This window comes from Pseudomonas sp. Emmai, assembly GCF_055179735.1.
Window position 1 is genome coordinate 3,546,595 of record NZ_CM143685.1, and the last position, 13,418, is coordinate 3,560,012.

Sequence of the window (13,418 nt, forward strand, 5' to 3'; positions counted from 1 at the left end):
CTATGCGGTGATTTGACGGGAGGGCGGTTGATGTTGATGTCGGTACAAGCCCTGCGCTTCATCGCGGCCTGGGCGGTGGTCGGCCACCATTTCATGCAGATTTTCTTCGACTTCCACGCTCGTGGGCCGGTGGGGCAGGCGTTTATCGACAAGGGCGCAGTGGGGGTCGATGTGTTCTTTGTCATCAGTGGGCTGGTGATTTTCCTGTCCACCGAGGGCAAATCCCTGCCGCCGGCGCGATTCCTGTTGTATCGGCTGTTTCGCATCGTCCCGGCGTATTGGCTGTATACCGCGCTGATGGCGTTGGTGGTCGTATTCGCCAGACCGGTGTTGCCGGATCAGACGGTCGATTGGTCGCATTTCCTGCTGTCGCTATTGTTTATTCCTACGGAGAATCCCGGCGGCTATGGGATTTATCCGACCCTCAACGTCGGCTGGACGTTGAACTACGAAATGCTGTTTTACCTGTTGTTCGGCTGGGCGTTACTGTTCCGTCTGCACTGGCGGTTATGGATCGTCGCGGCGCTGCTGTTCGCGGTGTGCCAGGCCTGGACCGGTTATGGCTGGGTCAGCGAGTTCTACCGTTCGGACATCGTTTATGAGTTTTTGCTGGGGATTGCCCTTGGCATGGTTTATCGCCGGGGCTGGATCAAACCGGGGTTATACCTGCCGTTGCTGGGGATTGTGGGCGCGTTGTTGACCATTTATCACCTGGCCCCGGAGCCTCGATTCCTGGCATGGGGCTTGCCAAGTGCCGTGCTGGTGATGGCGTGCATCTCGCTGGAACGCTATGTCGAGCACAACCGGGTGTTCGAACTGCTCGGTAATTGTTCCTACTCGGTGTACCTGATGCATGTGCTGGTGCTGTCCGCCGGTGGATTTGTCGCACAGCGTTATGGCGTGAATCCCTACGTGATGTTCACCGTTTGCGCGGCGACCATCGGCCTGGGTTCCTGGGCAAGTTACGAATGGGTGGAAAAACGCAGCTATCGGTGGCTTAAAGCCCGGATTGACGGCGAAACGGTTGCTCAACCCGTACCGGCGCTTTCCCGACAAAAATACTAGGACTTTGTGCCGCGCGATGATTGGCGTAAACTGCGCCCAAGCCTGCGAGGAGTTTCCATGACCGCTATTACCATCACTGACGCCGCCCACGATTATCTGGCAGATCTGCTCTCCAAGCAGAACACCCCAGGCATCGGCATCCGCGTCTTCATCACCCAGCCTGGCACCCAGTACGCCGAAACCTGCATTGCCTACTGCAAGCCGGGCGAAGAAAAACCTGAAGACACCGCGTTGGGGCTCAAAAGCTTCACCGCGTACATCGATTCGTTCAGCGAAGCTTTCCTGGACGACGCGGTGGTCGACTACGCCACCGACCGCATGGGCGGCCAGCTGACCATTAAGGCACCAAACGCCAAAGTACCGATGGTCAACGCCGACAGCCCGGTCAACGAGCGCATCAACTACTACCTGCAAACCGAGATCAACCCGGGGCTCGCGAGCCACGGCGGTCAGGTCAGCCTGATCGATGTGGTCGAAGACGGCATCGCCGTCCTCAAGTTCGGTGGTGGTTGCCAGGGCTGCGGCCAGGCAGACGTCACCTTGCGCGAAGGCATCGAGCGCACCTTGCTCGAACGCATTCCCGAGCTCAAGGGTGTTCGCGACGTGACTGACCACACGCAGAAAGAAAACGCCTACTACTAAGGTGTTCGCTGCGACATAAAAAAACGGCGCCCCGTGAGCGCCGTTTTTTTTATGATCGTTCCCACGCAGAGCGTGGGGACGATTATCTTACGGGCGGTACAAATGCGCATGCCCAGCGCGATAAAGCGACGACTCACTAAACGCATCACTCCCCAACACACGCCCCACCAGAATCAACGCCGTACGCCGAAACCCCTTGGCTTCAACCTTCGCGGCAATGTCCTCCAGCGTTCCCACCACCCAATCCTGATCCGGCCACGTCGCCCGGTGAATCACCGCGATCGGGCAGTCCGCGCCGTAATGCGGCAGCAATTCTGCGAGGATCTTCTGCAGATGATTGACCCCCAGATGAATCGCCATGGTCGCCCCATGCTGCGCCAGGCTGCCCAGTTCTTCACCGGGCGGCATCGACGTCTTGTCGGCGTAACGGGTGAGGATTACGCTTTGCGAGATATCCGGCAACGTCAGTTCGGCACCCAATAGCGCCGCGCAAGCCGATGTCGCTGTGACGCCGGGAATGATTTCAAACGCAATATCGAGTTCACGCAGGTAGCGAATCTGCTCACCAATCGCGCCATACAAACTCGGATCGCCAGAATGCACCCGCGCCACATCCTGCCCCTTGGCGTGAGCGGTCTTGATCAATTCAATGATCTGTTCCAGGTGCAACTCGGCGCTGTTGACCACCGTGCCGGCCCGGTGGCCTTCCAGCACGGCCGCCGGCACCAGCGAACCGGCGTAGATGATTACCGGGCAGCTGCGAATCAGCCGTTGGCCTTTGACGGTGATCAGTTCCGGGTCGCCGGGACCTGCGCCAATGAAGTAGACGGTCATCATCCGTTCCTAAAATAAAGAGCTGTCAGAAAAAGGGCTTGGGCAAGGCTTCAGATGAAGATTGCTCATGATCGAGGCGGGGATTATCGGGGATTTCAGGCAGCACAGGCCAATGCGAGCGTGGCCTGGGCGTATTTCTGTCGTGAAATCAGCAGCTTCGCCGGGGCCTGGGCCAGGTGTTCAGCCAGGGCCAGGGCGGCGCTTTCCGCGACGCCGTAACAGCCGGTGCGTTCGAACGCGATCTGCGATTGATGGCTGAGTTGCGGCTGATAACCGGCCAATTGCTCACTGCTGAAATACATCAATTCCAGCCCCAACTGCGCGGCCAACTCGATCAGGCCAGGCTCATCACGCTTCAAGTCGATACTGGCCAACGCCTTGATCTGCCGAAGTTCGATTTGATGCGCCTGCAGTGCCTGATCGAGCAGCGCCCGCAGCGTGCTGGCGGGACAGCCGCGCTGGCAGCCCAGGCCGACCACTAGCGTCGGCGCTGTGCGGGTGTCAGTCATGCGTGGGATTGGCCATCGCTTTTGCGGCGGAACAACCAGGCGCTGATCAGGCCCAAGGCCAGCCAGAACACCACGTTGGTCAACTGCGAAGCGATTTTGAACTGCGATTCCAGGGCTTCAGGGGCCAGCATCGAGTGCACTTCCGGTTGCGGTGCGCCAATCACATGCGGAACCGCGAGGATCGCCACGCCGAGGATCTTCATCAGCCAGTGGCGGCTGAACACGATCAGCGCGATGCCGACCGCGGTGGAGGCGGCGGTGCCAACCCACCAGATCTGCCGTTGTGCCAGGTCGGCGGCGGCCGTGCCCGGCAATTCCGGTGGCAGGCCGAGGGTCGGCGCCAGTACGAAGGTCGCGTAGCCCGCCAAGCCCCAAAGCAGGCCCTGAGCGGTTTTGGTCGGCGCGCGCAGGGTGTAGAGACCAGCGAGCATCAACGCGAATCCGACGGCGACCACCAGGTTACCGCCCGTGGTGGACAGCACGCGCTGCCAGCCGTCTTCCGGCTCCCAGGCTTCGGCGTCGTGAGTGTGAGCAGCCATGGCGCCGTCGGTGTGCTCGTGAGCAACCACGGCCGCAGGCTCGGATTTTTCATAGGTTTCCGCCTGAAGAATCAGCGGAGCAACCCAGAAACTTTGCAGCAGGGTCAACAACAGGGCGGCCAGCAACCCGGTGAAACCTGCGGTTTGCGCAATACGCTTGAACATGTCGGCAGGTCTCAATGGCACGGGAACGCGGAGCTGTGACGGGTATCGTGGGCGGCGTTGTGCACCGCTTCGATGTGCGAGAAACCGGCGAAATACACCAGGCACGCACCCAGGATCGACGCGCATACGGCGGCGGTCAGGCGTTGGCTCAGGGTTGTGGTGCTGCTGGCGGTGCTGCTGTGGTCGGTGCTGCTGATGATCGACATGGCGCTTCCCTCTGGTCTGTCAGCGGGTGAATAGAGCGCATGAAAGACCCTTGCGCATAGGGTGCGCAAAGGTTCGAACAGCGCCCGCCCACCGCGGGTTTGTTATTCAGTGATCGTAGTGGTCACTTTGTGTTGCGGGCCGGTCTCCGGGCTCACGAGGGGCTTGGGCTTGCACCGAAACCTGCAAGAATCGCCTTCCCATGCCGAACTGCCGGCACAGTGGATCTGATTCTTCGCTCGCTTACCGTTGCGGGGGCAGCACCGGACTGACATGACTTTAGAGTAAAGCACATGATTCACCGGTTTCCCGTTTCACCCTGTGAAGGGCACCCGTAACAAGGCGCACAGGAGAGCATGGGCGGGGCGGGGGAGTCAATTGGCAGGGGTTCTCAGTTAAAGACCGAGTCGCTGCCTTCGCGGGCAAGCCTCGCTCCTACACGAGCGCCGCCGTCCTGTTGATCGTTCCCACGCGCAGCAAAGGAATGCAGCCCTGGACGCTCCGCGTCCCCATCGAAAGCCGAACGCGGAGCGTCCGTTGAGGCATTCCCACGCAGGGCGTGGGAACGATCATCACCCCGCAGACGTTGACCCGCCCCCAACCGATGCGTAGCCTTGCGCTTTCGAGGTTCTTCGGCGTCTGCCGAAGCTAAGAAGGGAACGCGGTCGATGCCGCGGCTGCCCCCGCAACTGTGAACGGTGATGTTCGCTGCCACGCCACTGCAAGCCCTGTCCAAAGGGTTCGCGGGAAGGCGCAGCGAATGCCAGGCCACCAAGGCCGGCGCACTGGAAGCCAGGAGACCTGCCTCGAAACGAATTCTCACTACAACCGGGCGGGGTGATCCGGTGGCGAAATCTTCCGCGCATTCATCGCCGCGGTTGTCGTCCCGTATGCCCGCCACCTTGCCAAAGGGCATCCGATGAAAACACTGGCCAAACTCCCCGTCACCATCGTTACCGGCTTCCTCGGCTCGGGCAAAACCACCTTGCTGCGCCACATGCTGGACAACGCCCAGGGTCGCCGCATCGCGGTGATCGTCAACGAGTTTGGCGAGCTGGGCATCGACGGCGAAATCCTCAAGCAGTGCTCCATCGGCTGCACCGAAGAAGAAGCCAACGGCCGCGTCTACGAACTGGCCAACGGCTGCCTGTGCTGCACCGTCCAGGAAGAATTCTTCCCGGTGATGCGCGAATTGGTCGCCCGTCGCGGCGACCTCGACCACATCCTGATCGAAACCTCGGGCCTGGCCCTGCCAAAACCCCTGGTACAAGCCTTCCAGTGGCCGGAAATCCGCAGCGCCTGCACGGTTGACGCGGTCATCACCGTGGTCGACAGCCCGGCCGTCGCCGCCGGCACCTTCGCCGCGTTCCCGGATCAAGTCGATGCCCAGCGCAAACTCGACCCGAACCTGGACCACGAATCGCCCCTGCACGAACTGTTCGCCGACCAACTCGCCAGCGCCGACCTCGTGATCCTCAACAAGGCCGACCTGATCAGCCCGGAAGACCTGGCCCGCGTACGCCTGGAAGTCGCCGAAGAACTGCCGCCAGCGGTCAAAGTCATCGAAGCCAGCAGCGGCCGCGTACCACTGGACGTGCTGATCGGCCTCGGTGCCGGCTCCGAAGAACACATCGACAGCCGTCACAGCCACCACGATCACCACCACGGTGACGGCGATGACGACCACGATCATGACGCCTTCGATTCCATCTCCATCGAACTGCCCCAAGCCGACGAAAGCCTGCTGATGGACGCGCTGACGCAACTGGTGGTCAAGCACGGCATCCTGCGCGTTAAAGGTTTCGCCGCGATCCCGAACAAACCGATGCGCCTGTTGATCCAGGGCGTGGGCACGCGTTTTGACAAGCACTTCGACCGTCAGTGGGGCGCCGATGAAGCGCGCACCACCCGTCTGGTGTTGATCGGCCAGGAATTGGACGCCGCGCAACTCGAAGCGCAACTGCGCGCCGCGCTCAGCGTTTAAGCCATGCACCTGCTCAGGACCCAGCCCGGCGGTTTCGTGTCGGATGACAACATTGCCGACCTTGGACAAACCCCCGCCGAGCTGGTGATCCTGTGCAGCGGCGACTCCAGCCTCGCGCTGCTCGCCGAAGCCGCGCAGCAGTTGCCCGACGACTACCCGAGCGTGCGCCTGGCCAATCCGATGCAGGTGCAGAATCACGCGTCGGTGGATTTGTACGTCGATGAAGTGCTGCGCCACGCCAAGGTGATTCTGATCTCGCTGCACGGCGGCATCGCCTATTGGCGTTACGGTGTCGAGCGGCTGGTCGAGCTGTCCGAACGCGGCGTGCAACTGATCCTGGTGCCCGGCGATGACCGCCCGGACCCGGAACTCAGCGACTTGAGCACCGTGGGCGCTGAAGACCGTGATCGCCTCTGGCAGTTTCTGCGTCAGGGCGGCATGGGCAATGCCCTGGATTTTTTCCGTTGCCTGGCCAGTCGCTGGCTGGACCGGGACTACGCCTGGGCCGAGCCACAAACCCTGCCGCGCACCGCGATCTACCACCCGAAAAAAAGCCCCGCAGACCTGAGCGATTGGCAAGCCGACTGGCAGGCTGATCAACCGGTGTCGGCGGTGCTGTTCTACCGCTCGCATTTGCAGGCGGCGAACACCGGTTTCATCGATATTTTCTGCCAGCGTCTGCAAGCAGCGGGTTTGAACCCGTTGCCGATTGCGGTGGCCAGTTTGAAAGAACCCGGCTGCCTGACGGTGGTCGAGGACCTGTTGGATGAAGTGCAGGCGGCGGTGATTTTGAACACCACCGGTTTCGCCCAATCCAGCCCCGAAGCGCCGCATTTGCGACCGTTTCGCCGCAACATTCCCGTCATTCAGGCGATTTGCGCCCAGGACAACGAACCCGGCTGGCGCGCCAGCGAACAGGGCCTCGGCCCGCGGGATCTGGCGATGCACATCGCGCTGCCGGAACTCGACGGGCGGATCATCAGCCGGCCGATCAGCTTCAAGGACCTGGCCTGGCGCAGCGAGCGCAGTCAGTCCGATGTGGTCTGCTACCGGCCGCAACCGGAGCGCATGGACTTCGTCGCCGAACTGGCGCGGCGCTGGATCGATCTGGCGCGGGTGCCCAACGGCGAAAAACGCATCGCGCTGATCCTGGCCAACTACCCGACCCGCGATGGTCGCATCGGTAACGGCGTCGGCCTCGACACCCCGGCGGCGGCGCTGAATATCCTGCGTGCGTTGCATAACGAAGGTTATCCGCTGCCCGCCGAGTTGCCGGACAGCGGCACCGCGTTGATCCAGCAGTTGCTTGGCGGCGTCAGCAACGACCTCGACACCCTCGACCAGCGCCCGTGCATGCAAAGCCTGGCGCTGGTCGATTACGACCTGATGTTCAACGCACTGCCCGAAGCCAACCGCCAAGCGGTGCTGGAGCGTTGGGGGGCGCCGCAAAACGATCCAATGTTCCGCGGCGGGCGGATGATGATCGCCGGTCTGCGCTTCGGCCTGACCTTCGTCGGCATCCAGCCGGCCCGGGGGTATCAGGTTGATCCGAGCGCGGTCTATCACGACCCGGACCTGGTGCCGCCCCACGGCTACCTGGCGTTCTACTTCTGGCTGCGCAACACCTACGGCGCCCATGGCGTGATCCACGTCGGCAAGCACGGCAACCTTGAATGGCTGCCGGGCAAGGGTGTGGGGCTGTCGGAAAACTGCTGGCCGGACGCATTGCTCGGGCCGCTGCCGAACATCTATCCGTTTATCGTCAACGACCCGGGCGAGGGCGCCCAGGCCAAGCGCCGCACCCAGGCCGTGATCATCGATCACCTGATGCCGCCCCTGACCCGCGCCGAAACCTACGGCCCGCTGCGTAACCTGGAATTGCTGGCAGACGAGTATTACGAAGCGCAACTGCTCGATCCACGTCGCGCCCGTGAATTGCAGCGCGACATCCTGCAACTGGTGCGCGACACGCATATCGACCGCGAACTGCAACTGGACGCGAAACTCGACAGCGACGCGGATGCGGCGATCTGGTTGCCGCGCCTGGACACCTATTTGTGTGATTTGAAGGAATCGCAGATTCGCGATGGCCTGCACATCTTCGGCGAATCGCCGACCGGGCGGTTGCGCATTGATACGTTGTTGGCGTTGCTGCGGATTCCCCGGGGGGATGGGCGTGGGGCGCAGTCGAGTGTGTTGCGGGCGTTGGCCAAGGCGTTCGGGTTGGGGTTTGATCCGCTGGATTGTGAGTTGGCCGAGCCGTGGACGGGTGCGCGTCCTGATGAGCTGCAAGCGGTCAGTGATGAAGTGTGGCGCACGGCGGGGGATACCCGGGAGCGTCTTGAATTGTTCGCCGCCCAGCTGATCGAACAGACCTTGAATGCAAAGGGGGAGCAACTGTGGCGAGGGGGCTTGCCCCCGTTGGGTCGCGAAGCGGGCCCGCTTATCCCTGAAAAGCAGGGGACTGCTGCGCAGTCCAACGGGGGCAAGCCCCCTCGCCACAAAAGCCCGCTCCCACAGGGGCCGAGTTGGGCCGAAGTGAACGCGATACTCGACAATCTGTGCGAGGTGGTCGCCCCACGCCTGGACGCCTGCGGCCCGGCCGAAATGCGCGGCTTGCTCGACGCCCTCAGCGGCCGTTTCGTCCCGGCTGGCCCCAGCGGTGCACCGAGTCGCGGTCGCCTCGACGTGCTGCCCACCGGGCGCAATTTCTATTCCGTGGATGTGCGCAACCTGCCGACCACCACGGCATGGCGCATCGGTTTCCAGTCGGCCAACCTGATACTCGAACGGCACTTGCAGGACCACGGCGACCACCTGCGTCAATTGGGCCTGTCGGTGTGGGGCACGGCGACCATGCGCACCGGCGGCGACGACATCGCCCAGGCCATGGCACTGATGGGCGTGCGCCCGGTGTGGGCCACGGGCAGTCAGCGGGTCGATGATTTCGAGATCCTGCCGGTCAGTTTGCTCGACCGTCCGCGCGTGGACGTGACCTTGCGCGTGTCCGGGTTCTTCCGCGATGCGTTTGCCAACCTGATTCGCCTGTTTGACGCCGCCGTACAAGCGGTTGCCGACCTGGACGAACCGGACGATCTCAACCCACTGGCGGCCAAGGTGCGCGCCGAACGTGAGGCCTTGCTGGCCAGCGGTCTGGATGAAGACGCCGCCCGGCGTCAGGCGGGCTGGCGGATTTTCGGGGCCAAACCCGGTGCCTACGGCGCGGGCGTGCAGGGCGCCATCGACGGTCGCTTGTGGCAAAGCCGCGAGGATCTGGCCGAGGTCTACCTGAACTGGGGCGGTTACGCGTACGGCGGCTCCGACGAAGGCACCGCTGCTCGCGAACAATTCGCCCAGCGCCTGAGTCAGGTGCAAGCGGTGCTGCAGAATCAGGACAACCGCGAGCATGACTTGCTCGATTCCAACGATTACTACCAATTCCAGGGCGGTATGCTCGCGGCCGTGGAAACCCTGAGCGGCGAGGCGGCGGCCAGTTATCACGGCGATCACAGTCAGCCGGATTTGCCGAAGATTCGCACCTTGAAGGAAGAGTTGAACCGGGTGATACGCTCCCGAGCGGCGAATCCGAAGTGGATTGATGGGGTCAAGCGCCATGGCTACAAGGGCGCTTTCGAACTCGCGGCGACGGTCGATAACCTGTTTGCCTTTGATGCGACGACGCAGTTGATCGACGATCACCAGTACGCGTTACTGGCGGATGCGTATTTGCTCGATCCAGCGACCCGGGATTTTGTGCGCGAGCATAATCCCCATGCCTTGCGGGATATGGCGGAGCGGATGCTGGAGGCGCAGCAGCGCGGGATGTGGCAGGAGCCAGGCGAGTACCGCGAGGCGCTGGAGAATTTGTTGCTCGATATAGAAGAGGACAGCTGACCCGACATTTGAAAGCGCCACCTACCTGTGGCGAGGGAGCTTGCTCCCGTCCGGCTGCGAAGCAGTCGTAGACCCAGACGATGCGGTGTGCCAGGCAGAATGTGCTTTCAGGTGTTGGGGCTGCTGCGCAGCCCAGCGGGAGCAAGCTCCCTCGCCACAGAGTAATCACCGACCATGACTGAGTATTTAAGATGACCGATACCCCCCATTTCCCGCTCTCCGCCGTGGTCGGCGCCGATGACTTGAAGCTCGCGCTGTACCTGACCGCCATCGACCCGAAAATCGGCGGCGTGCTGATCGAAGGCCCGCGGGGCATGGCCAAGTCGACCCTGGCCCGTGGCCTCGCGGACCTGCTCGCCAGCGGCCAGTTCGTCACCTTACCCCTGGGCGCCACCGAAGAACGCCTGGTCGGCACCCTCGACCTCGACGCCGCCCTGAGCGACGGGCGAGCGCAGTTTTCCCCCGGTGTGCTGGCCAAGGCTGACGGTGGCGTGCTCTACGTCGATGAGGTCAATCTGCTGCCCGATCATCTCGTCGACCTGCTGCTCGACGTGGCCGCCAGTGGCACCAACCTGATCGAGCGCGATGGCATTTCCCATCGGCATTCGGCCAGGTTCGTGCTGATCGGCACCATGAACCCGGAAGAGGGCGAATTGCGCCCGCAACTGCTCGACCGCTTTGGCCTGAACGTCGCCCTCAGCGGCCACACCGCGCCGACGGAACGCGGTCAGATCATCCGTCGTCGCCTGGCTTTCGACAGCGATCCCCAAGGCTTCTGCGCCGAATGGGAAAGCCAGCAACACGCGCTGCGCGAACGCTGCCAGCAGGCGCGGGTCGCATTGGCGAGCATCCCTCTGGATGACATCGCGCTGGAACAGATCACCGAGCGCTGCTTTGCCGCCGGTGTCGATGGCCTGCGTGCCGACCTGGTCTGGCTGCGCGCCGCCCGAGCCCACGCTGCCTGGCGCGGGGCCAAGGCGATCACCGAAGAAGATATCGACGCGGTCGCCGAGTTTGCCTTGCGTCATCGCCGCCGCGAGCATGCCCACCCGGCGCCGCAACAATCCCAGCCCCCCGCGACCCAAAACGCCAACCCGAGCGAAGGCCAGGGCCAGTGGGGCGAAATGCCCGCCGAGGCGCTGCCGGTCGGTGCTCGACGTGAAGTGCCGAGCTGGCCAAAAAAGCCCTAGGCATTCGCCCTCGATCTGACGCGGGGGCGAATGCCAGCCCCCGGGCCGGACGGCTGGACCATGGCCGGCAAGGCAAGCGCCGTGCCGCACCGCAAGGCTCGATCAACTGGCCCGGCACCTTGCTCAACGGCCGCCCACGTCAACGTGACGACCTGCTGTTTCATTTGCGCACCCGTTCGGCCCATGAATTGTGGCTGGTTATCGTCGACGCCTCGGCATCGACCCGTCGTCATCAAGCGTTGAGCGATGCCAAGGGTTTGTTGGCGCAGCTGTTCGACGATGCCTACCGCCAGCGCGCGCGGCTGGCGTTGTTGACTGCCAGCGGCCACACGCCGAAATGGCAGGTGCAGGGTTTGAAGGCTTCCAGCGGTTTGCGTGACTGGCTCGACGGCTTGGGGGCGGGCGGCGGCACACCGTTGCTGGCGGCGCTGGGCGAGGCGGGGCGTTGGCTGAGCGCGCGGCAGAAACGCTTCCCGGCGGAACAACAACGCCTGTTGCTGGTGACCGATGGGCGACTGAAAGAGTGCTCAGGCGTGCCGGTATTGGCGTGTCCGGGGTTGCTGATTGATATCGAACGCGGGCCGATTCGGCTGGGACGGGCTAAGGTGTTGGCTACGCAGTTGCAGGCGGAGTATCGGCATATCGATGACGTGTAGCGGGCTGCGATCTTTTCATCTTCACAGGAGTGAACCATGCGCGTCCTAGCCGCCAACCATCAGGATGATTTCCGCGTTAAAGCCTACGCCGGCACCAACGGCGTGCTACTGGCCATGGACCTGGCCGAACCGCGCCGCAAAGGCCTGCTCGGCTTCGCCATCGAAAAACAGGTCGGCAACAAACCGTGGCTGTTTCTGTTCAACAGCCTGACCTTCCCCGGCAAGGCCCACACCTTCCCCCAATACCACGCCACCCCCAGCGATATCGCGCCGCTGCAGAAATTTCGCTGGGCCGATTACGCGGTCAATCCGGGCACGACCCTGCACTACCGCGTGCACCTGGCCTATGGCACGCCGGATGCGCCGCAACTGGGCGAATTTCTGGAACTGACGATCACCTCCGACGACGGCCATCCCACCCATCAAAGCGTGATCTTCAACCGCGCCGTGGCAGCGAGTCAGGCATTCCAGCGCAAATTCCCCGACCTCGACGCGCAGATCAGCGCCAACAAGCTCATGCCCATCGAAGCCTGGCCGCTGGCGGCGCAGCAGTGGCTGGAGAACGGTTTGCTCGGGCGCTTGCTGGGGTTTATCCAGCGTGCCGTGGATGACCAATGGGCGCTGGACATCGCCATCTACGAGTATCAGCTGCAGTCGATCGTCGATGAGGTCAACGCCGCCTTCGCCCGCGGGGTCAAGGTGCGGGTGCTGTATCACGCGCAGCCGGACGATGAAGACACGACGAAGAACGAAGCCAGCCTGGAAAAACTCCCGGCGGCGAACAAGCGCGGGCGGGTCACGCACAACATCTTCCACGACAAATTCATCGTCCTGAGCAAACTCGATGGCGGCGAGCATCGGCCGCAAGCCGTGCTCTGCGGCAGCACCAATTTCACCCCCAACGGCGTCTACCGCCAGGCCAACGTGGTGCATGTGCTTGACGACGCGCGGATCGGCGCCAGTTACCTGCAAACCTTCGAAGAGGTGTGGGCGAACCCGGCGGACGTCGGCGCGACGCGCACCTGGCTGACCCAAAACAACCCCGTGGACCCGACGCAGCCACTGTTCGCCGGGTTCTCACCGCGTACCGGGCAGGGGGATCTGAAAGCGTTTGTCGAGATCATCAACGCCGCGAAAAAGGACGTACTGTTCGTCACCGCGTTCGCCTTGCCCGACGACATCCTCAATGCCTTGCTCGGCGAGCCCCACGACGACATCCTGCGCTACGGCCTGCAAAACACCGTCAGCCGCATCACCGGCTTCCACGCCGATCGCACCGCCGAATTCGCCGCCACCGCGCTGCTCAACACCGGGCTGGAAGGCTGGCTGCGGGAAAACATGAAAGGCCAGAAGGGCAACCTGTTGGTGCACACCAAAGCCATCGTCACCGACTTCACCACCGACACGCCGACGATCATCAGCGGCAGCCACAACCTCAGTGCGGCGGCCAGTAATGGCAATGATGAGAACTACCTGATCATTCGCGGCGATACCGATCTGGCAGACCGCTATGGCTTGGAGTTATTGCGGTTTTATGAACATTACCGGTTTCGCTATTTTGCGAAGAAACTGGCGCTGAAAGAGGTTTCGCCATTGGCGGCGGATGACCGTTGGAGCAATGATTATTTTGTGGAGGGGGATTTGCGGCAGTTGTCACGACTGCGATTCTCCGGCCGATAAACACCAATCCCCCATTCAACACAAACCCTTGTGGCGAGGGGGCAAGCCCCCTCGCC

At 62.7% G+C, this 13,418-nt stretch carries 11 protein-coding genes and 2 riboswitches; of the genes, 7 read left to right on the plus strand and 4 right to left on the minus strand.

The features are described from left to right. Positions 1-30: 30 nt before the first annotated feature. Complete coding sequence (locus ACY4LX_RS16240) at positions 31-1,065, plus strand: acyltransferase family protein (RefSeq protein WP_463260548.1); 1,035 nt, start codon at positions 31-33, stop codon at positions 1,063-1,065. Positions 1,066-1,122: 57 nt separating this feature from the next. Beyond that, the gene (nfuA, locus tag ACY4LX_RS16245; RefSeq protein ID WP_007898222.1) at positions 1,123-1,707 is read left to right on the plus strand and encodes a Fe-S biogenesis protein NfuA; all 585 of its coding nucleotides are present in this window, start codon (positions 1,123-1,125) and stop codon (positions 1,705-1,707) included. A gap of 87 nt (positions 1,708-1,794) precedes the next feature. On the opposite strand, the gene cobM is transcribed toward nfuA, so the two are convergent. From cobM to ACY4LX_RS16265, 4 genes are all read right to left on the minus strand, one after another. Further along, a complete protein-coding gene (gene cobM / locus ACY4LX_RS16250) occupies positions 1,795-2,541 on the minus strand; it encodes a precorrin-4 C(11)-methyltransferase (RefSeq protein ID WP_463260549.1) in 747 nt (248 codons plus the stop codon). A 95-nt stretch (positions 2,542-2,636) separates the two neighbouring features. Further along, positions 2,637-3,050: a cobalamin biosynthesis protein gene (locus ACY4LX_RS16255; RefSeq protein WP_463260550.1), complete on the minus strand. Its 414-nt coding sequence runs from the start codon at positions 3,048-3,050 to the stop codon at positions 2,637-2,639. After that, entirely contained in the window at positions 3,047-3,754 is a 708-nt protein-coding gene (locus ACY4LX_RS16260; protein ID WP_149661248.1) for a CbtA family protein, read from the minus strand. Before ACY4LX_RS16260 ends, ACY4LX_RS16255 begins: the two co-directional genes overlap by 4 nt. Before the next feature lie 11 nt (positions 3,755-3,765). Continuing rightward, positions 3,766-3,960, minus strand: a complete 195-nt coding sequence (locus ACY4LX_RS16265) for a CbtB domain-containing protein (RefSeq protein WP_123408989.1) — start codon at positions 3,958-3,960, stop codon at positions 3,766-3,768. Positions 3,961-4,080: 120 nt separating this feature from the next. Beyond that, a riboswitch (cobalamin riboswitch) is annotated at positions 4,081-4,309 on the minus strand. Between the two features lie 257 nt (positions 4,310-4,566). Beyond that, a riboswitch (cobalamin riboswitch) is annotated at positions 4,567-4,781 on the plus strand. A 96-nt stretch (positions 4,782-4,877) separates the two neighbouring features. Between ACY4LX_RS16265 and cobW the strand changes: the two genes are divergently transcribed. From cobW to ACY4LX_RS16290, 5 genes are all read left to right on the plus strand, one after another. Next, positions 4,878-5,942, plus strand: a complete 1,065-nt coding sequence (gene cobW / locus ACY4LX_RS16270; RefSeq protein WP_149661247.1) for a cobalamin biosynthesis protein CobW — start codon at positions 4,878-4,880, stop codon at positions 5,940-5,942. 3 nt (positions 5,943-5,945) lie between these two features. Continuing rightward, complete coding sequence (gene cobN, locus ACY4LX_RS16275) at positions 5,946-9,836, plus strand: cobaltochelatase subunit CobN (RefSeq protein WP_463260551.1); 3,891 nt, start codon at positions 5,946-5,948, stop codon at positions 9,834-9,836. Between the two features lie 191 nt (positions 9,837-10,027). Next, on the plus strand, positions 10,028-11,026 hold the full coding sequence (locus tag ACY4LX_RS16280) for an ATP-binding protein (RefSeq protein WP_149661245.1): 999 nt from the start codon (positions 10,028-10,030) through the stop codon (positions 11,024-11,026). A gap of 53 nt (positions 11,027-11,079) precedes the next feature. Next, a complete protein-coding gene (locus tag ACY4LX_RS16285; RefSeq protein ID WP_463260604.1) occupies positions 11,080-11,682 on the plus strand; it encodes a vWA domain-containing protein in 603 nt (200 codons plus the stop codon). A gap of 36 nt (positions 11,683-11,718) precedes the next feature. Continuing rightward, positions 11,719-13,362 (plus strand): phospholipase D-like domain-containing protein, encoded by a 1,644-nt coding sequence (locus ACY4LX_RS16290; RefSeq protein ID WP_463260552.1) that lies wholly within the window; start codon positions 11,719-11,721, stop codon positions 13,360-13,362. The last annotated feature ends 56 nt before the right edge of the window (positions 13,363-13,418 follow it).